Origin of the sequence: Halosolutus amylolyticus, from assembly GCF_023566055.1 — an archaeon.
GTDB lineage: Archaea > Halobacteriota > Halobacteria > Halobacteriales > Natrialbaceae > Halosolutus > Halosolutus amylolyticus.
Genome location: NZ_JALIQP010000005.1, coordinates 143,132 through 160,475, shown reverse-complemented (window position 1 = coordinate 160,475; position 17,344 = coordinate 143,132). Strand labels below are relative to the sequence as shown.

The 17,344-nt window shown below is 66.3% G+C and carries 20 protein-coding genes; 8 read left to right on the top strand and 12 right to left on the bottom strand.

What is annotated here, in order from left to right; all coding sequences use genetic code 11:
- Nucleotides 1-53: 53 nt before the first annotated feature.
- Nucleotides 54-212: a DUF7576 family protein gene (locus MUN73_RS18815; RefSeq protein WP_250142052.1), complete on the bottom strand. Its 159-nt coding sequence runs from the start codon at nucleotides 210-212 to the stop codon at nucleotides 54-56.
- Between the two features lie 258 nt (nucleotides 213-470).
- Here MUN73_RS18815 and MUN73_RS18810 point away from each other — a divergent pair, with 258 nt between their 5' ends.
- Nucleotides 471-1,778, top strand: a complete 1,308-nt coding sequence (locus tag MUN73_RS18810; RefSeq protein WP_250142051.1) for an acetamidase/formamidase family protein — start codon at nucleotides 471-473, stop codon at nucleotides 1,776-1,778.
- A 49-nt stretch (nucleotides 1,779-1,827) separates the two neighbouring features.
- Here the strand turns inward: MUN73_RS18810 and MUN73_RS18805 are convergent, their stop codons facing one another.
- From MUN73_RS18805 to MUN73_RS18795, 3 genes are all read right to left on the bottom strand, one after another.
- Complete coding sequence (locus MUN73_RS18805; protein ID WP_250142050.1) at nucleotides 1,828-2,154, bottom strand: DUF5789 family protein; 327 nt, start codon at nucleotides 2,152-2,154, stop codon at nucleotides 1,828-1,830.
- A 202-nt stretch (nucleotides 2,155-2,356) separates the two neighbouring features.
- Nucleotides 2,357-2,572, bottom strand: coding sequence for a hypothetical protein (locus MUN73_RS18800; RefSeq protein ID WP_250142049.1), 216 nt, complete (start codon nucleotides 2,570-2,572; stop codon nucleotides 2,357-2,359).
- Nucleotides 2,573-2,737: 165 nt separating this feature from the next.
- Complete coding sequence (locus MUN73_RS18795; RefSeq protein ID WP_250142048.1) at nucleotides 2,738-3,757, bottom strand: phosphoribosylaminoimidazolesuccinocarboxamide synthase; 1,020 nt, start codon at nucleotides 3,755-3,757, stop codon at nucleotides 2,738-2,740.
- 268 nt (nucleotides 3,758-4,025) lie between these two features.
- Here MUN73_RS18795 and cofH point away from each other — a divergent pair, with 268 nt between their 5' ends.
- A complete protein-coding gene (cofH, locus tag MUN73_RS18790; RefSeq protein WP_250142047.1) occupies nucleotides 4,026-5,399 on the top strand; it encodes a 7,8-didemethyl-8-hydroxy-5-deazariboflavin synthase subunit CofH in 1,374 nt (457 codons plus the stop codon).
- Between the two features lie 124 nt (nucleotides 5,400-5,523).
- Nucleotides 5,524-5,805, top strand: coding sequence for a hypothetical protein (locus tag MUN73_RS18785; RefSeq protein ID WP_250142046.1), 282 nt, complete (start codon nucleotides 5,524-5,526; stop codon nucleotides 5,803-5,805).
- A 182-nt stretch (nucleotides 5,806-5,987) separates the two neighbouring features.
- Here MUN73_RS18785 and MUN73_RS18780 read toward each other — a convergent pair whose 3' ends face one another.
- The 5 genes from MUN73_RS18780 to MUN73_RS18760 form a co-directional block, all read right to left on the bottom strand.
- Nucleotides 5,988-6,521, bottom strand: a complete 534-nt coding sequence (locus tag MUN73_RS18780) for an Hsp20/alpha crystallin family protein (RefSeq protein ID WP_250142045.1) — start codon at nucleotides 6,519-6,521, stop codon at nucleotides 5,988-5,990.
- Between the two features lie 209 nt (nucleotides 6,522-6,730).
- Complete coding sequence (gene cofG, locus MUN73_RS18775; RefSeq protein ID WP_250142044.1) at nucleotides 6,731-7,870, bottom strand: 7,8-didemethyl-8-hydroxy-5-deazariboflavin synthase subunit CofG; 1,140 nt, start codon at nucleotides 7,868-7,870, stop codon at nucleotides 6,731-6,733.
- Between the two features lie 54 nt (nucleotides 7,871-7,924).
- On the bottom strand, nucleotides 7,925-8,560 hold the full coding sequence (cofC, locus tag MUN73_RS18770; RefSeq protein ID WP_250142043.1) for a 2-phospho-L-lactate guanylyltransferase: 636 nt from the start codon (nucleotides 8,558-8,560) through the stop codon (nucleotides 7,925-7,927).
- A gap of 167 nt (nucleotides 8,561-8,727) precedes the next feature.
- On the bottom strand, nucleotides 8,728-9,912 hold the full coding sequence (locus tag MUN73_RS18765; protein ID WP_250142042.1) for a tubulin/FtsZ family protein: 1,185 nt from the start codon (nucleotides 9,910-9,912) through the stop codon (nucleotides 8,728-8,730).
- A gap of 254 nt (nucleotides 9,913-10,166) precedes the next feature.
- Nucleotides 10,167-11,084: a complex I NDUFA9 subunit family protein gene (locus MUN73_RS18760; protein WP_250142041.1), complete on the bottom strand. Its 918-nt coding sequence runs from the start codon at nucleotides 11,082-11,084 to the stop codon at nucleotides 10,167-10,169.
- A 113-nt stretch (nucleotides 11,085-11,197) separates the two neighbouring features.
- On the opposite strand from MUN73_RS18760, the gene tmk reads away from it, so the two are divergent.
- Together tmk and pdhA are read left to right on the top strand one after the other, a co-directional pair.
- Nucleotides 11,198-11,821, top strand: coding sequence for a dTMP kinase (gene tmk / locus MUN73_RS18755; protein WP_250142040.1), 624 nt, complete (start codon nucleotides 11,198-11,200; stop codon nucleotides 11,819-11,821).
- Nucleotides 11,822-12,060: 239 nt separating this feature from the next.
- Nucleotides 12,061-13,107: a pyruvate dehydrogenase (acetyl-transferring) E1 component subunit alpha gene (pdhA, locus tag MUN73_RS18750; RefSeq protein WP_250142039.1), complete on the top strand. Its 1,047-nt coding sequence runs from the start codon at nucleotides 12,061-12,063 to the stop codon at nucleotides 13,105-13,107.
- A 332-nt stretch (nucleotides 13,108-13,439) separates the two neighbouring features.
- Here pdhA and MUN73_RS18745 read toward each other — a convergent pair whose 3' ends face one another.
- Nucleotides 13,440-13,670, bottom strand: coding sequence for an Lrp/AsnC family transcriptional regulator (locus tag MUN73_RS18745; protein ID WP_250142038.1), 231 nt, complete (start codon nucleotides 13,668-13,670; stop codon nucleotides 13,440-13,442).
- Nucleotides 13,671-13,784: 114 nt separating this feature from the next.
- Between MUN73_RS18745 and MUN73_RS18740 the strand changes: the two genes are divergently transcribed.
- Together MUN73_RS18740 and MUN73_RS18735 are read left to right on the top strand one after the other, a co-directional pair.
- Nucleotides 13,785-14,486, top strand: a complete 702-nt coding sequence (locus MUN73_RS18740) for a potassium channel family protein (protein WP_250142037.1) — start codon at nucleotides 13,785-13,787, stop codon at nucleotides 14,484-14,486.
- Nucleotides 14,486-14,716 (top strand): Lrp/AsnC family transcriptional regulator, encoded by a 231-nt coding sequence (locus MUN73_RS18735; protein ID WP_250142036.1) that lies wholly within the window; start codon nucleotides 14,486-14,488, stop codon nucleotides 14,714-14,716. The genes MUN73_RS18740 and MUN73_RS18735 overlap by 1 nt, the downstream gene beginning before the upstream one ends.
- Before the next feature lie 264 nt (nucleotides 14,717-14,980).
- On the opposite strand, the gene MUN73_RS18730 is transcribed toward MUN73_RS18735, so the two are convergent.
- Complete coding sequence (locus tag MUN73_RS18730; RefSeq protein ID WP_250142035.1) at nucleotides 14,981-15,511, bottom strand: DUF5813 family protein; 531 nt, start codon at nucleotides 15,509-15,511, stop codon at nucleotides 14,981-14,983.
- Nucleotides 15,512-15,685: 174 nt separating this feature from the next.
- On the opposite strand from MUN73_RS18730, the gene MUN73_RS18725 reads away from it, so the two are divergent.
- Nucleotides 15,686-15,853 carry a hypothetical protein gene (locus tag MUN73_RS18725; RefSeq protein ID WP_250142034.1) on the top strand — a complete coding sequence of 56 codons (168 nt, stop codon included), beginning with the start codon at nucleotides 15,686-15,688 and terminating at the stop codon, nucleotides 15,851-15,853.
- 126 nt (nucleotides 15,854-15,979) lie between these two features.
- Here MUN73_RS18725 and MUN73_RS18720 read toward each other — a convergent pair whose 3' ends face one another.
- Nucleotides 15,980-17,266: an O-acetylhomoserine aminocarboxypropyltransferase/cysteine synthase family protein gene (locus MUN73_RS18720; RefSeq protein ID WP_250142033.1), complete on the bottom strand. Its 1,287-nt coding sequence runs from the start codon at nucleotides 17,264-17,266 to the stop codon at nucleotides 15,980-15,982.
- Between the last annotated feature and the right edge of the window lie 78 nt (nucleotides 17,267-17,344).

Sequence of the window (17,344 nt, the reverse complement as noted above, 5' to 3'; positions counted from 1 at the left end):
CAGAATCCCGTCGGATCACCCTTTTCGGACACGGGGCCGGACCGCGAGATCGGTCAGGACTTCCAGGCCGCCAGACAGTCGTCGCTACAGAAGTGGGTGTGGATCGCCGTCCCCTCCTCGATCGTGGTCACGACTCGTCGCTCGTCCGTCGATGCGACGGTCAGACCGCAGTACTGACAGTCGGGTTCGTCCTCGTCCACCGAATCGATCATGGGTGACGGGACGGACGCCGTTCACTTCAACGGACCTGTTGTGGGGGCTTCGGCCGCGCCGACACCCGCACTATTCGGGACGCTCGTCCCGGTCGGCAGATAGTCGCGATCGAGACCTGGCGGTTCGATCGTGACCCCCGACCGGCTGCAGTCCCGCGAGCCGATCGCCCCCGTGTCACATCACGAATCCTGACCGTGACGGGCTGTGACGTGTGTACTGCAGGGTTTATCGACGGGGCCGCCGTAGTCTGGTATGGTATGGCACAACGAGAGATTCAGCAAGAACTGTCCGTCGACCGGTACACGCTCGGCCTCGTCGGTCCCGACCAGGAGTGGGCGGGGACCGTCGCCGACGGCGGCACGATCGAGACGTACACGCCGCCGGCCTGCTGGGGGCCGATGATCACGCCGGAGTTCCGCGGCGGTCACGAGGTAACGCGGCCGATCCGGGTCGAGAACGCCGAGGTCGGCGACGCGATCGCCTTGCGGATTCGGGAGGTCGACGTGACGAGTCTCGCGACGAGCACGGGGTCGATGCGCGAGCGCGAGGGCGCGTTCGGCGACGATCCGTTCGTCGACCACCGCTGTCCCGAGTGCGGGACGGAGTGGCCCGACTCCGTCGTCGAAGGCACCGGCGAGGACGCCATCCGCTGTGCGGAGTGTGACGCGAACGCCTCCGCGTTCGGCTTCGAGTACGGCTACACCGTCGCGTTCGACGACGACCACACCGTCGGCCTCACGATGGATCGGGAGGGCGCCCACGAACTCGCGGAAGACGCGGAGGACGTGATGGACATCCCCGAGAACGCCCGCCAGCACCCGATCTTGCTGTACGAGCCCTCGGAGATGCCCGGCACGCTCGGTCGCCTGCGTCCGTTCATCGGGAACGTCGGGACGACGCCGCCGGTCGAACTCCCGGACTCGCACAACGCGGGCGACTTCGGCCAGTTCCTCGTCGGCGCCGAGCACGACTGGGGCCTGGAGAACGAGGCGGAACTCGAGGAGCGCACCGACGGCCACATGGACGTCCCCGAGGTCCGGGCTGGTGCAACGCTCATCTGTCCGGTCAAGGTCGACGGCGGCGGCGTCTACGTCGGCGACCTCCACGCCAACCAGGGCGACGGCGAACTCTCCTTGCACACGACCGACGTCAGCGGCACCGTGCGGATGGACGTCGAGGTCATCAAGGACTTCGAGATCGACGGCCCGATCCTCCTGCCGAACGAGGAGGATCTGCCGTTCATCAGCCGACCCTACAGTGAGGACGAACTCGAGGCGGGCCGCGAACTCGCCGACAAGCACGGCGTGGACGTGGAAGACGACATGGGGCCGATCCAGGTCATCGGCTCGGGCGCGACGATCAACGACGCCACCGAGAACGCCTTCGATCGCGCCGGGAACCTGCTTGACATGAGCGAGGGCGAGGTCCGATCGCGGTGTACGTTCACCGGCGGCGTCCAGATCGGTCGACTCCCTGGCGTCGTCCAACTGGACATGCTCGCCCCGATGGACGTTCTCGAGGAGCGCGGGATGGCCCACCTGGTGCGCGAGCAGTACGATCTATAGACCACGACGACGAGCGGCGCCCCCTGTGACGCAGGCGAGCGTCGTCTCGTCAAAACGACAGTTGCTCGTCCTGTCGGCGTTCACCGAGGGCCGGCGGGGTCCGATCGGAGTAGTACTTTCGGCCGATCGCCCTGCTATCGACCATATTGAAGATCGCCTCGCGGGCCTCCGCGGGGGACTCGTACGTCTCGGTGGCGATCGGATCGAGCACCTCTTTGATCAGGGTCGACCCCCACGGGAGTTGAATCGCGTCCTCGCCGTAGACGTCGACGAGTTCCTCGGTCGTGATCGGATAGCCGTGCTCGCGGAGTTTCGAGTAAAGGTCGCCGAATTCGACCCCGAGCTCGCGGGTACGTTCTGGGTGGTTGTCGGTCATGGGATCAACTCGGGCGTCGTACCACTGCGAACGCCATACCTCTGGGGGTGGCACGATCCGGCCGAACCGTCGCGTGCACGGCTCGAACCGCCGTCCGACGCGTCGATACGACGATCGGATCAGTCGACGGGCTCGTCGCTGGACGAAACGGGACGTCTCGATTCACAGCGACGGAAAACCGAGTCGCGTCGAGCGGCGATTTCTAGTCGGCTTCGTTGGTCGTCTGCTCGATCGACGGGCCGCCGTTCGGGGTGGCGTTCAGTTGCTCCGTCCACGTCTCCGAGAGGAGGGGTGCGATCGCGAGGAACGCGAACACCGCAACGGTGATGGTCAGCATGACGCTGGCGACGATCGCGATCGCGCCGGTCGGACTGGACGGGACGATACTGGCTGCGAGTCCACCGATGGGAGCCGTCATTTGTGCTCGCCAGTCAGTCGGGACTCCCGCCATATGAGGGTTACTTTGTGCGCCGGGTATCGCGGGGAACCGACGCCGTTAGCGGGGAAAACGTGGTATCATGACTCACAGATAGAGCGGATTCGCGCGGGCGAGAACCGACGGCGATCGATCGCGAGCGGGGGTTCAGAGACGCCGGACGGCCCCGATCGCGCTCGAGAGCGGCGGCGCGTCGAACAGGTCGCGATCCATGTACGCGTTGGCACCGGCACAGTACATGTCTCGTGCCGTCTCGATCACGGATTCGTCGAGCGGTTCGGGATCGATGTCACACAGTCCCTTCCAGTCGGCGACGTCCGACCGCTTCGCCTCCGCTTTCGCCTCGGAGACCGCCTCGACCCACTCCGGCTGGGTGCGCTTGTGGTACTGGCGGATCACTTCCTTCGAGAGCTGGGTTCCCTCGTAGCTGAAGCGGTTCTCGTCGAACGTGCCGACGACGTCGCCGACGCGAATCTCGCCGTCGTAGTAGAGACACTCGATCTTGCCGTCCTCGTGGACCAGCCCGGCCGCGTCGGCCTGCTCGGTGACGATCCGGTTTACCTCCCGCGCGATCGACTCGAGGTCGCCGATAGCGGCGTTGCCGGCGATGTAATCTGCCTCCTCGCGATCGAGGTAGCGATCGCTCTCCTCGTACTTCGTGGAGAACTCGACGATCGGCTCGTCGAGGTCGACGGCCTCGTCGGGCCACGCCGCGAGGTCGAGGCCGTGATCGGCGGGGTCGGTCCGCCGGCGCAGGCTCGACCCGACGGGGACGCGGTTGCGGAAGACGATCTCGAGCGGGACGAGATAGTTCTCCCCCGCGTCGGCGTGGTAGGCCTCGTAATCGTATTCCCGGCCCTCGTGTGGCAGGTCGGGGACCTGCGTGAGGTCGATCGCCATCTCCCGGGGCGGGTTCTCGGTCTCTGCGAGCGGGACGACCTCGCCGTTCTCGACAACACCGCGGTAGTGGGTCGGGACGCCCTCGGACTCGAGCAGTTCGAAGTTGAACGCGCCCATCGAACAGAGGCTGGCCCCCTTCTGGGGGATCCGATCGGGCATCTTGCCCCAGTCGAAGACGGAGTAGTCGTCGGTGAAGACGAACGAGCCGCGACCGAGGCTGTCGGCCGTCGCTTCCGCCTCGATCCGGAACTCTTTGACACTCGTCACAAAATCCACCCCCTGTGGGTTTTGTGACGTTCGAACAGCATCGCTGTGAGTGTAGTCATCCAAGACACCCCCGGGCACGCGGGCCGCAGTTCATACACCAGTTGCTGTGGGCGGACGGTAAGAAGGTTTCAGTATCGTCGTGGCGAACTGTCGCCGCCGACGCGCGGAGAACGACCGCATCGATCGCGATCCGGAACCGCTCGTCGGAGGGACTGCCGTACCACCGGGACCACCACGTTTTTCTCACTGTACCGGCATCGGTACGACGATGGAGCGACCGGTGACCGACGCCGACCTCACGTTCGACTACGTTCCCGAGACCGATCAGTCGTTCGAGAACGCACTCGCGAAAGCCCGCGCCGGCGACCGACTCACGGTCGACGACGCGATCGAGTTACTCACCACGGGAACGGACGTCGAGGGCATCCGCCGCGATCGCAAAGAGCGGGTGCTCGAGGCGGCCGATCGCCGCCGGGCCGACGTGGTCGGCGAGGAGGTCACCTTCGTCGCGAACCTGAACAACAACGTCACGACGGCCTGTAACGTGGGCTGTCTGTTCTGCAACTTCAAGGACGCCGCCCACACCTTCGAGCGGGACGCGACGGTCGAGACCGCCGGCTTCACGAAGACGCCGAGCGAGTCCCGCGCGATCGTGGCCGACGCCGTCGATCGCGGGATCTACGAGGTCACCTCGGTCTCCGGCCTCCACCCCGCGTTCGCGCTGGACGAGGAGCACCGGGAGATCCTGGAGGCTCACCCGGAGCCGAAGGAAGTCAACTACAAATCGCCGAACGTCTACGAGACGAGTCCCGGAACATACGTCGACCAGATGGCGGCGATGAGCGTCGACGGCGTCCACGTTCACTCGATGACGCCCGAAGAGGGGTACCACGCCCGCCGCGGCACCGACTGGTCCTACGAGGAGGTGTACGGCCGACTCAAGGAAGCGGGTCTCGACACCGTTCCCGGTACCGCCGCCGAAATCCTCGTCGACGAAGTTCGCGACGTCATCTGCCCCGGCAAGATCGGCACCGACGACTGGCTGGACGCGATGGAGGCCGCCGCGAACGTCGGTCTCGGGCTGACGGCGACGATCATGTACGGCCACGTGGAGAACGAGGCCCATCGCGCCCTCCACCTGAAACGCGTCCGTGACCTGCAAGAGCGCGTCGACGGCGCGATCACGGAGTTCGTCCCGCTCTCGTTCGTCCACCAGAACACGCCGCTGTTCGAACACGACGTGGTGTCGGGTGGGGCCTCGCAGGCCGAGGACGAACTCATGATCGCCGTCTCGCGGCTGTTCCTCGACAACGTCGATCACATCCAGTCGTCGTGGGTCAAGTACGGCGACGAGGGCGGACTGAAGATGCTCAACTGCGGTGCGGACGACTTCATGGGAACGATCCTTTCCGAGGAGATCACCAAACGCGCCGGCGGCGAGTACGGCGAGTACCGGTCGTTCGCGGACTACGTCGAGATGATCGCCTCGATCGGTCGCGTGCCCGTCGAGCGATCGACCGGCTACGACGAACGGCGCGTCGTCGACCCCGACGAGCCGCCGTTCGGGCCGCGCCTCGGGCCGAAAGCGGACGGGACGCCGCTGCTGACGGACGAGGAGCGGCCGATGCCGGCCGACGACTGATACGGATTGCTGTACCGATGTACCGGCGCAACCGCGATCCGGGCGGCGGTTGCGCCGGAACTGACTTACAGTAAACCGTATGAGGCCGGATCAGCTTTTTCCCGACCCCGACCGTTCCCCCGGTATGAATCATCTCGTCCCGATCGACGACGATCGGTGGCACCTGCCGAACCACGCCCAGGTCGTCGTCTACGAGCGCGAGGCGAGCGACCGCGGACTGCTCACGATCTACGACTGCGCCGCCGCACAGAAGCCGCCGAAAGCGCAATTGCTCGGCACCCTCGAGTCGACCGACGCCAGCGCCGTGGTCGAGTCGAATCCGACGGGACGGGTCGTAAACCTCCGCGAGGAAGCGGCCCTCGAACGGACCGACGACGATCGGTTCGGGATCACCGCGTCACGATAGCCCGGCGATCGAGTCGGGATCATACGGACTGCTGTCCGTCAGTTTCGGCGCAACAGCGACCCGTCGGCGGTTGCGCCGGGGCGTCGGTACAGCAATCCGTCTCGTGCGGATCGTTGTAACGTTTTATCGGAGATCGTCCGACCGGGACAGTGATCACCGGTAACGAATCACAATGGACCGTATCAGGAGTCGGCCGACCGAAGCCTGACCTCGAGCACGCCGTTGTTGAACCGGACCCTGGTCGCCTCGACCGATCGCCACGGCGTCGCGACCCGTTCGAGGACGGTCCCCGAGACGGTGATCACCAGCTCGCTGGTCCGCGGATCGATCCTAACCGAGAGGTCGTCCCTGCTCGCGCCGGGAACGTCGGCGGTGACGACGAACTCGCCGTCGGCGCGCCGGCTGTCGACGAGGTGCTCGGCGGCGGGTGTCGGACGCCGCCCCGTCGTGTGAAACCCGTTCGATCGATCGCCATCGGACGCTCGGCCGGGGTCGTCGCCCGACCGCCCTCGTGGGTCAGTCGATCGATCGGCCCGTTCGGCCGGGGGCGGCAGGGCGTCGGTGACCGTCACGTCGACGAGGGCATCGAGGAGGTCCGTGAGCGATCGGAGTCCGGCCTCGAAGCGGAATCCACCCGCGCCGGTTCGATCGTCGCCGTCGTCGGGTGTCCCGTCCGCAGAGGAGTCGTCCTCCGCCGGCGGTCGGTCGTCGCTCACGCCGGCTCACCCCCGCAGATCCGGGGAACGGACTGAATTGGCACGTTGTGACACACCATACCAGGAGGTAGTGGTCAGCCCACAATAAGTCGTCGGATGCGGGGCGAAGAACGGGCGCAACGGAACGGAGAAGCGGGCTGTGACGTGCGAAAAAACGGCCGTGATGTGCGGAAAAACGGCTGTTACAATCGTCAGCCGGGAGTGCCGTCCTAGAGCACGCTCCGGTAACGGTCCCCGGCCGCGTCGTCGGCCACGAGGGCCGATCGGATCGTCGGGGAGATCCACTCCCGGTCGCCGTCGTCCGCCCTTTCCGCGGGCACCCCGTCGAAGTCCGCCGGTCGCAGGTCGGCGGGCAGGAACCGCTCGTAGACGGGTAGGCGCTCGTGCAGGGGAAGCCCCGCCGTCTCGGCGATCTCCTCGAGTTCCCGCAGGGCGGGCCACGCGTAGTCGGGATTGATGTGATCGTCGGTGATCGGCGAGACGCCGCCGAGGTCGTCGACGCCGCAGTCGATCAGGTCCCGGGCGGGCGCGAGGTTCGGCGGAACCTGTACGGAGATTTCCTCCGGCAAGGCGGCGCGGGCCATCGCCGTCACGCGGCGCATGGTTTCGAGGTCGGGCGACCCGTCGGACCAGCGCTCGTTCTCCACCACCGGCTGGACGATCACCTCCTGGACGTGATCGTACCGGTCGTGCATCTCGGCGATCGCAAGCAGGCTCTCGGCCCGATCGCGCCACGTCTCCCCGATGCCGACGAGGATGCCCGTGGTGAACGCGACGTCGAGTTCGCCGGCGGTCCGGATCGTCCGCAGGCGCTGGGCCGGCTCCTTCTTTCGTGGACCGGCGTGGGCGTCGACCGCGGCGGTCGACTCGAGCATGACGCCCATGCTGGCGTTGACGTCCGCGACTTCGGCCATCTGCTCGCGAGTCTGGTCGCCCGGGTTGGCGTGTGGCAGGAGCCCCTCCTCGAGAGCGACCTCGCAGGCCTCGCGGAGGTAGGTGTGGATCGAGTCGTGGCCCCACTCCGCCAGCTGGTCGTGGATCGCCGTGTAGCGATCGTCCGGATCGTCGCCGAAGGTAAAGAGGGCCTCCGTACAGCCCGCGTCGGCCCCGCGCCGGCAGATCTCCCGGACCTCCTCGAGCGAGAGCAACGAGGCCTGTCCCGGTGGATCGAAGTACGTACAGTAGGTACAGGTGTAGCGGCAGGCCGTCGTCAGGGGGACGAAGACGTTCCGCGCGAACGTCAGCTCCGACGGCCCGGCGACGTCGGCCGGCCCGACGTCCAGCAGCCGCTCGACGGCCGCGTCGTCGATCGACAGGTCGATACCGTACTCGCTCGCCCCGGGAAGCATCACCTCGGTGTGTCGTCGCGGCGCACATAAGGCTTCACCTTCGATCGGTCCGCTTCAGTCCCGCGCCGCCGGGACGCGGGCGACGTCGACCCGGCCGTCGGACGCGTCGAGTTCGAACCCCAGCTCGCGGAGCGCGTCGGCCGCCCGTCCGTCGGCGTGGACGAGCACCTCGACGAGGTCCGCCGGCTCGTCGATGTCGGTCGCGAGCCGGAACGAGTCGATCGTCTCGACGGCGGCCCCGATCTCGCGGGCGATCGCGCGGTGGTCGAGATACGACGCGCCGTGGTAGTCGACACGGAACTCGGAGTGGCGAACGACGAGCGCGTTCGTCCCGCCGCCCCGCCCCGGCGCGATCACGACGTCGCCGTCCGTCGAGAACAGTCGTGCGAGCGCCGCCGGCGTCGCCAGCGCGAGGTCGGCCATGACGATCGCGACGGGGCCGTCCGCGACGTCGAGTCGCGCGTTGACCGCGGGCGTCAGCGGCCGGTCGTCGATCGCGACCGGGGCCGCGTCGACCGCGAGATCGAGGGGCTCCGTCGCCAGGACCGTCGGCTCGTGGCCCGCGTCAGCGACGGCGGTGACGACGTCCGCGAGCATGGCTCGCGCGACCGTCGATCGCTCGTCGGGATCGAGCACCGGCTCGAGCCGGGTCTTCGGATTCTCGACTGCGAACGGGACGACGACCTGCATCTGGGGGACGTAGCCGGTACGCGCTCAAAAACACGTCGGAGTCTCTGGCGGCCAACGCCCGTTCGATCGCGTCTCGCGGATCGACGTGACGGGCGACGATCGATCCACCCCCTTTCCCGAGTGCGCCTCACTGCCGTCGGCGCCGACCGTCGAAACCCGCCGGTGACTCAGAACAGCGGTTCCAGTTCGTCCTCGTCGTCCTCGACGAGTTCCTCGAGGTTCTCCTCGCTCTCGGCCTGGATGTCGTCGATGTTGTCCTGTGCCTCGATCGCGACCTGCTGGAGTCGCTTGATCCGCGGGACGTTCGTCACGCCCGACAGCAGGATGGCGGCTGCGACCTCGGGTTCGCCCCGCGGGAAGTCGCCGCCACGGACCTCCATGCTCCCGGTTTCCTCTTCGAGCCACTTGCGGCCGCGTTCGATGCCTTTCCGGTTCAGGTACTCCGAGGGACCGGAGAGCACGAGCAGGGCACGCTCGGTGCCTTCGATCTCACACGGGAGCGTCAGCCGGCCGAGTGCGGCCTTGCGGACGAGGCTGGTGATGCGATTGGTCGTGTTCGCGGCGTCGAGGTCGTCGTCGCTGCCACCGCCGCCGTCGCCGGTAAAGCGCGAGAGGAGGCCACCGCCCGTGTTGAGTTCGACCTCCTCGCTCGCGAAGCCGACGGTGGAGACACCACCGCCGGAGAGCGTATTGATGATCTCCGAGGAGTCGACGACGCTCTCGGCGACCTCCTGTCCGTCGCCCACCTCGCCGGCACCGAAGAGGATCCCGAAGCGTCGGACGATCTCCTCGTTGATCTGGTCGTACCCGCCCTCGACCGACTCGCCGGTCTGTCGCCAGGAGTCGTTGTCGAAGACCATCAGATTGTCCACTTCGCGGACGAACGTCTGGAACGATCGGGCCGCGTTGAGCGTGTAGATCCCGCCCTCGTCCGTCCCGGGCAGGACGCCCAGTCCGTAGACGGGGATGGTGTAGATTCGCTTGAGGTGTTTCGCGAGAACGGGCGCGCCGCCGGAGCCCGTCCCGCCACCCATACCGGCGACGATCAGGAACGCGTCGACCTCGTGGGTCGGAATCGCGTCGATCGCGTTCTGGACCTCGTCGATGTCCTCCTCGGCGATTTCCGCGCCGAGTTCGTTGTCAGCACCCACGCCGTGGCCCTTGACCCGGGCCTGGCCGATGAGTACGCGGTTCTCCTGTGGAATATTGTCGAGACCGATGAGGTCCGCTTTCGCGGAGTTGACCGCGATCGCCGCTCGGACGATCCCGCTGTTGGTGCGATCGTCGTAATCGAGGAATCGATCGACGATCTTGCCACCGGCCTGTCCGAATCCGATCATCGCCAGCTTCATTGTTTGTCAGGGGGCTCCGTTGGATTGGTAACAGTGGTATTAAGGATATAAATCTTCTGATTATGTGAATTTCTCTCACAATTTTGTATTACTCGAAACCAGTCGACAGCACGGCTATTCGGAGGCACATTCCGATCGAGAAAACAGGTATTACTGTCAGAGTATCAGCTCTTTATGGTAAGTCTTTGGGCCGATAGCTGCCGGTCCCGGCCGCGTCGTCCCGCGGACTTCCGTGTCGATCTAACGGGGAGCGATCACGCCGACTGCCGTGGCTCGCGGACGGACCGAGGTTCGATGTCGAGGTACGAACGGAGCGTCCGCAACTCGTCCGGCTCGACGCCGAACGCCGTGACGTCGTTGTCGACGACCGTGTTGTCGAACTCCAGCGATCGCGCCTGGTCGGGTCCGAACGGGACGAACGGGAGCGGATCCGCCGCCGTGAGTCCGAGTTTCGCGATCGGCATCGGGATCGGCAGGACGGTGACGGACTTGCCCTCGGCCTCGTAGGCCAGTTCGGTCACGTCCGCGAGCGTGACGATCTGCGGGCCGGCAAGCTCGTAGATCTCGCCGACGTGCGCGTCGTCCTCGAGCGCGTCCGCGAGCATAGGGACGAGGTCGCCGATCCAGATGGGCTGAAACCGGGTCTCGCCGCCGCCGGGGAGCGCCGTGACGAACGGCGTCGTCAACGTCTTCGTGAACTCGACGAACTCGCCGCCGTCGCCGAACACCACCGACGGACGGACCATCGTCCACGCGAGATCCGACTCCCGGACCACCCGCTCGGCCTTCCCCTTGGCGCGAATGTAGTCGGTGTCGCCGTTCGGATCGGCGCCGAGGGCGCTCATCTGGAGGAACCGATCGACGTCACCGTCCTCGGCGGCGCGGACGAGATTCTCGGTCCCGCCGAGGTGGACGTCCTCGTGGCTCCGATCGCCGCGGGGTTTGTACAGCGGCGACAGCGAGACGAGGTTGACGACGGCCTCGTGGTCCGCGACGGTCTCCGCGATGGAGTCGTACGCGCCCACGTCGCCCATCGCGAGGTCGACGTCCGCCGGGAGATCGCTCCCGTCCGGATCGCGGGACAGCGCCGTGACGTCGTGGCCGCGGTCGTGGAGTTCCGCACAGAGGTTCGTTCCGATGAAACCGGTGCCGCCGGCGACGAGGACTTTCATACCGGGAATATGTACTCGAGACTGTAAATAACTGGACGGCTACACTGTAAGGGATCGCCTCGGGGACGTGGCCTCTCGACAGATTGTAGTACCCGTCACGACGAGAGGTGAGCATGCTGGTCACGCTCGAGGGACTGGACGGCAGCGGCAAGACGACGGTCTGGGACTCCCTGCAGGAGACGTATCCCGACGCCGTCTTTACCCGCGAGCCCACGGACGACTCGTGGTACGGCGAGGCCGTCTCCCGATCGATCGCGGACGACGACGCCGACCCGCTGGCGGAACTCTTTCTGTACACCGCGGACCACGCCGACCATCTCTCGCGGGTGATCGAACCGGCCCTCGAGCGCGGCGACCTCGTGATCTCCGACCGCTACTCCGACTCCCGCTTTGCCTACCAGGGTGCGACGCTCGCAGCGGACGAGCGACTCGGCGATCGACTCGCGGACCCGCTCCAGTACGTCGTCGACGTGCACGACCGGTTCTCGATCCAGCCCGACCTGACGATCTATCTCGATCTCGATCCGGAGACGGCCGCCGAGCGGGCCGGGGCGACGAACAAGTTCGAGCACGCCGAGTACCTCGCCGCGGTCCGGGACAACTACGAGCGACTGGTCGAGCGCGATCCCGATCGATTCGTTCGCGTGGACGCGAGCCAGGAACCAGCGGCGGTGCTCGATCGGGTCGAGCACGTCCTCGCGTCGGCGATCGAATCCGACGAGTACAGTAGCCACTGATACGGTTTACTGTGAGTCAGTTCCGGCGCAACCGCCGCCCGGATCGCGGTTGCGCCGGTACATCGGTACAGCAATCCGTATGAACGTCAGTGTCCACCTGCTCGCAGGGCGGCGTTGCGATCAGTGTGTAACCCGTTTCAGTGGCTACTACAGGGCGACGACCGACGACGTCGGAGGACACGGGTTCGTTTCGGAGGTCATTTCGCAATCACTTTCACGGCCCGCGGTGACGCCCCTCCATGCACCGCGTCATTGGTGAGACGTCGCTTGCAGCGAGTCGAGTGAACACGGAGGACGCCCTCGCGTGTTACCGGGACATGGTGCGGACGCGTCGGTTCGACGAGCGGGCACTCGCCCTCCAGCGGCGGGGCTGGATGAGCGGCTACCCGCCGTTCAAGGGCCAGGAGGCCTCGCAGGTGGGGGCCGCCCACGCCCTCGCCGCCGACGACTGGCTCGTCCCGACGTACCGATCGAACGCGATGCAGATCGCCCACGGCGTGCCGATGAGCGACATCCTCCTCTTTCGACGGGGCTACCCCGAGTACACGTCCGACCACGACCTGAACGTGTTCCCGCAGGCGGTTCCGATCGCGACCCAGATCCCCCACGCGGCGGGACTGGGAATGGCCGCGAACTACACCGACTCCGAAGAGGCGATTTGCTGTTACTTCGGCGACGGCGCGACCTCCGAAGGGGACTTCCACGAGGGACTGAACTTCGCCGGCGTCTTCGACGCCCCGGTCGTCTTCTTCTGTGAGAACAATCACTGGGCCATCTCGCTCCCCCGCGAACGCCAGACCGCCAGCGCGACGATCGCCCAGAAGGCCGAGGCGTACGGCTTCGAGGGCGTCCGCGTCGACGGCAACGACCCGCTCGCGGTCCGCGAAGTCGTCGCAGAGGCGCTCGACGCCGCCCGCGACGGCGACCCCGTCCTCGTCGAGAGCCTGACCTACCGGCAGGGTGCCCACACGACCAGCGACGACCCCACGCGGTACCGCGACGACCGCGACGACCTGCCCGACTGGCGCACCGCCGACCCGCTCGATCGGTACGAGTCGTTCCTCCGCGAGGAGGGCGTGCTCGACGACGATATCGTCGGCGAGATCGAGGACGAGGCCGAGCGGGAACTCGAGGAGGCGGTCGAAATCGCCGAATCGACGCCCATGCCCGATCCCGAAGACGTGTTCGACCCAGTCTACGACGAGGTGCCGCCCAGACTGGCCGACCAGCGGGCGTGGCTCGAGGACTTCACGGCGGCGGAAGACGTCCGGGAACTGGAGTACTGATACCGACTGCTGTCCGTCAGTTCCGGTGTACCCGCGACCCGTCCACGGGTGTGCCGGTCACTCGGTACCGCAGTCCGTATGACCCGATCGAGACGAGTCTCGAGAATTGCGAGGCCGGGAACGAGAAACGCCGTTTCGGCGTCTCTCGTGACCCGAGTGAGGGCAGGCCAACCGCCGACCATCGACCGTGAGCGACTGGCGAGAGCGAGCGGGCCGCCGTCTGACGTGAGCGAGTTAGCGACGGGAACGAGCGAACGGAGGGAGGAGGCGTTTCATCGACGTTTTACCGGGTGCGGTCGCTTTGTGACCGCACGCAGCGCAACAGTTCGGCCCTAGTCCATCGCGATGTAGGTCTTCGTGTCAGTCACGCCGTCGAGACTCTGGATATTCGACGAGACGACCTTGAGAACGTCGTAGACTTCCTGGGCGTCGACCTCCGTGATGATGTCGTAGTTGCCGGCGACGATGTGGGCGTCGGCGACCGTCTCGAGGTCCCTGATAGACGCGAGGAGGCCCTCGGACTTCCCGGCGGCCGTCTTCACCATAATAAACGCGTGAACCATCTCTCTCGCTGGTGTGGTACACCCTCACACGACTAAAGCCTTTGGCCGATCGGCGACCGAGTGGTATGGGACACCGGGGCAAACTTATTCACGGGGGCGAGCGTATCCCTGTCCATGCGGTTCGTGATCATCGGCGCGGGACGGGTCGGTCTGCGCACAGCGCGTGTCTTACGCGAGGAGGGCCACGAGGTGACGGTCATCGAGCGCGACGAACGGAAAGCCGATCGGGCCCGGGACCAGGGCTTTACCGTCGTCGTCGGTGACGGCTCCAGGGAGGCCCTCCTCGAAGAGGCAGGGATCAGCGAGGCCGACGCACTCGGTGCGCTAACCGGCGACCTGAACGTCAACTTCACCGCCTGCATGATCGGGGACCACTACGGCGCCCGGACGATCATGCGCATCGACGAGGCCTACCGCGAGGGGATCTACCGGAAGTACGCCGACGAGGTCGACGAGGTGATCTACCCCGAGCGACTCGGCGCGATCGGTGCCAAGAACGCCCTCCTCGGGGGGACGATCCGTGCGATCGCGGACATCGCCCAGAACCTGCAGATCGTCGAACTCACGATCACCAACGGCGCGCCCGTCAACGGCTACACGATCAGCGAACTGCAACTCCCGGCCGACGCGACCGTCCTCGCGTTCGGCAAACGCGGCCAGCCGCTCGAGATCCCGAACGAGGACCTCTCGCTCGAGGACGGCGATCGGCTCGTCGTGCTCGCGGACTTCGAGGTACTGTCCGACGTCAGACAGCTACTGGTCGGCGAGAATCCCGATCTCGCGGCCGCCAACGCGGGCGCCGGAGGTGTCAACTGATGGTTACGGCATTCGTCATGATCAAAGCGAACACGGGCGAGGCGGATCGACTCAGAGACAGCGTCGAATCGATCGAAGGGGTCCAATCGGCCCACATCGTCGCCGGGGACGTCGACATCATCGCGAAAGCGCAGGTCGAGACGCCCGCCGCGGTCAAGGAGATCGCCGCGACCCGGATCCAGGGTATCGACGGCATCGAGGACACGCAGACGTACATCGCGATGGACTAAGGATCGAACTTTTGCGCTGTGGGTGCGCCTCTGGCGCACCCTCGGCAAAACTTCGATGAAAAGCACTCCTCCTTCCTCTCCGTTCGCTCGACTCGCGGCGCGTTGCGCCGCGCTATCGCTCACTCCGAGTCAGTCGTCGGCCCGCTCGCTCAGCCTGCGGCTTCGCTCGCGGTCAGTGATTGGGGTCTAACCTGCCCTCCCCCGAATCGCGCGGCTCTCGATTTTCTCGAGCCGCGCTCTCGGCCACAGCGATCGGACCAGCGGTCACATCGGCATCCCGCCGCTCCGCCCGTCTCCGTTCGCGGCCTGCTGGCCGCGGTTCTGCGCGTTCTCGAGCAGGGTTGCGGCCTCGCCGCGGTACTCGTAGCCCGGGATGATCCCCTGCGCGTACGTTCCCTCGACGAACTCGATCAGGGCCTTGGCGTCCTCGACGCCCTCGCCGGCGTCCCAGGCGGTGTACTCGAGGGAGACGGTGACCTCGTCGCCGGCCCGATCGATCGCCGGCTCCTCGTGGGTACTCGTGTGGGCGACGGTGAAGACGTCCTGCAGGCGACGCTCGAGCGTCTCGAACCAGCCGTCCTCGACGACGGGTGCGACGGACTCACCGGCCACCGCGGCGTCGAGGGTCGGCAGGCGAACGATGGCAGTGAAGCGACCGTCGCGTTTCCCCTCCGCCTCGTCGGCGGTGACGATCGTGTCGAAGACCGTCGTCGTGAGTTCGTAGCCGTCGTCGGCCGACGCGAAGGCGTCGTGGGCGTCGAGTTCGCGCTCGACGGGCGCTGGAAGGTCGGTCATCGAGCGTGTAGACGGGCCTGGCGGAAAAGGGTGTTACGCTGTCCTACTCCGTTTCTAGTGACACTTGACCGTGAAACCGACAGCCGGAACGGGGACCGTTTCGTGACGGTAGTGCTGGGTTTCCACGGGCAAACGCCCTGCATTACTACAACGGATCCCGGTATGTTAGTCAGCATGACTCTCGACAGACACGCCGTCGAGCGCCAGCGCTTCGCACGATTGCTCGGTACACACGAGGAACTCGGGTCGGGCCTCCCGATCGGTTCCGAGTCGAGCGTGGGTCAGCCACCGTCCTCGCGGTCCGATTCCGAAGAGCAATCGGAGCAAGTAGACGATCACTAGCCAGGCGTTCGCGTCTCCGCTGGACGAGATCGCGGTCTAGCGCGGCTGGAACGATTTCGCACGCCTCGAGAACGGGCCCGTCGACCGAGACCAACGGTATCGCGATCGGCCGCGGCCGGTAGAGACTCAGGCCTGCTCGATCGCCCGATCGAGATCGGCGATCACGTCGTCGACGTCCTCGATCCCGACCGAGAGGCGCACGAGATCGTCCGTGACGCCGCTGGCCAGTTTCTCCTCCTCCGTGAGTTGCTGGTGGGTCGTGCTCGCGGGGTGGATGATCAGCGTCTTCGCGTCGCCGACGTTCGCCAGCAGGCTGGCGAGATCGACCTCGTTACAGACGGTTTCGGCCGCGTCGTACCCGCCTTCGAGGCCGAAGGTGATCATGCCGCCGTAGCCGCCGTCGAGGTACTCGTTCGCGTTCTCGTGGGTCTCGTGACTTTCGAGACCGGGATAGTTGACCCACGCGACGTCGGGGTGGTCCTCGAGGTACTCCGCGACGGCCATCGCGTTCTCGCAGTGTTTCTCCATCCGCAGGGGCAGGGACTCGAGTTTCTGGAGCGTGACCCAGGCGTCGAACGGCGACTGCTGGTTCCCCAGATCCCGGAGGCCACGAGTGCGTGCTGCGATCGCGAACGCCTGCTCGCCGAAGGTCTCGTGGAAGTTGACGCCGTGATATGCCGGATTGGGTTCGGTGAGTTCGGGGTAATCGCCCTCCGGCCACGGGAACGACCCGCCGTCGACGAGGATCCCGCCGACGGTCGAGCCCGCGCCGTGGATCCACTTCGTCGTGGAGTTCCAGACGAGGTCCGCGCCGTGCTCGAGCGGTCGGCACAGGTACGGCGTCGCGAAGGTGTTGTCGACGAACAGCGGGACGTCGTGCTCGTGAGCGATGTCGGCAATCCGCTCGATGTCCGGCGTCACGAGTGCGGGGTTGCCGATCGTCTCGAGGTGAACGAAGGCGGTGTTCTCGTCGATCGCCTCCGCGTAGGCCTCGTAGTCGAGCGTGTCGACGAACGTGGTCTCGACGCCGCGTTTCGCGACGGTGTGAGTGAGGTAGGTGTAGGTGCCGCCGTACAGCGACGACGAGGAGACGATGTTGTCCCCGACGTCCGTGAGGATGAACGTCGCGAGGTCGAACGCGGCCATCCCCGAGGCCGTGGCGAGGGCACCGACCCCGCCCTCGAGCGTCGCGATCCGCTCTTCGAGCATCGCGTTCGTCGGGTTCATGATCCGCGAGTAGATGTTGCCGAACTCTTCCAGTCCGAACAGGGCGGCCGCGTGCTCGGTGTCCTCGAACTCGTAGGAAGTGGTCTGGTAGAGCGGCGGTGCGCGCGCCCCCGTGGTCGGGTCCGGTTCCTGCCCGGCGTGGATGCTGTCGGTCGCGAAACGATGATCGTCGCTGTGGTCTCCCATACCCGGTGCCTGTCACCGGAGGAAGATAATCCTCCCAGTAGCTGCAAAATCGGACGCTATCCCGGTTCTCGCCGAACG

Bases quoted from the DNA above. Each gene is read 5' to 3' on its own strand.
- MUN73_RS18815 (WP_250142052.1), bottom strand. From the start codon at position 212: ATGATCGATTCGGTGGACGAGGACGAACCCGACTGTCAGTACTGCGGT.
- MUN73_RS18810 (WP_250142051.1), top strand. From the start codon at position 471: ATGGCACAACGAGAGATTCAGCAAGAACTGTCCGTCGACCGGTACACG.
- MUN73_RS18805 (WP_250142050.1), bottom strand. From the start codon at position 2,154: ATGACCGACAACCACCCAGAACGTACCCGCGAGCTCGGGGTCGAATTC.
- MUN73_RS18800 (WP_250142049.1), bottom strand. From the start codon at position 2,572: ATGACGGCTCCCATCGGTGGACTCGCAGCCAGTATCGTCCCGTCCAGT.
- cofH (WP_250142047.1), top strand. From the start codon at position 4,026: ATGGAGCGACCGGTGACCGACGCCGACCTCACGTTCGACTACGTTCCC.
- MUN73_RS18785 (WP_250142046.1), top strand. From the start codon at position 5,524: ATGAATCATCTCGTCCCGATCGACGACGATCGGTGGCACCTGCCGAAC.
- cofG (WP_250142044.1), bottom strand. From the start codon at position 7,870: ATGCTTCCCGGGGCGAGCGAGTACGGTATCGACCTGTCGATCGACGAC.
- cofC (WP_250142043.1), bottom strand. From the start codon at position 8,560: ATGCAGGTCGTCGTCCCGTTCGCAGTCGAGAATCCGAAGACCCGGCTC.
- MUN73_RS18765 (WP_250142042.1), bottom strand. From the start codon at position 9,912: ATGAAGCTGGCGATGATCGGATTCGGACAGGCCGGTGGCAAGATCGTC.
- MUN73_RS18760 (WP_250142041.1), bottom strand. From the start codon at position 11,084: ATGAAAGTCCTCGTCGCCGGCGGCACCGGTTTCATCGGAACGAACCTC.
- tmk (WP_250142040.1), top strand. From the start codon at position 11,198: ATGCTGGTCACGCTCGAGGGACTGGACGGCAGCGGCAAGACGACGGTC.
- pdhA (WP_250142039.1), top strand. From the start codon at position 12,061: ATGCACCGCGTCATTGGTGAGACGTCGCTTGCAGCGAGTCGAGTGAAC.
- MUN73_RS18745 (WP_250142038.1), bottom strand. From the start codon at position 13,670: ATGGTTCACGCGTTTATTATGGTGAAGACGGCCGCCGGGAAGTCCGAG.
- MUN73_RS18740 (WP_250142037.1), top strand. From the start codon at position 13,785: ATGCGGTTCGTGATCATCGGCGCGGGACGGGTCGGTCTGCGCACAGCG.
- MUN73_RS18735 (WP_250142036.1), top strand. From the start codon at position 14,486: ATGGTTACGGCATTCGTCATGATCAAAGCGAACACGGGCGAGGCGGAT.
- MUN73_RS18730 (WP_250142035.1), bottom strand. From the start codon at position 15,511: ATGACCGACCTTCCAGCGCCCGTCGAGCGCGAACTCGACGCCCACGAC.
- MUN73_RS18725 (WP_250142034.1), top strand. From the start codon at position 15,686: ATGACTCTCGACAGACACGCCGTCGAGCGCCAGCGCTTCGCACGATTG.
- MUN73_RS18720 (WP_250142033.1), bottom strand. From the start codon at position 17,266: ATGGGAGACCACAGCGACGATCATCGTTTCGCGACCGACAGCATCCAC.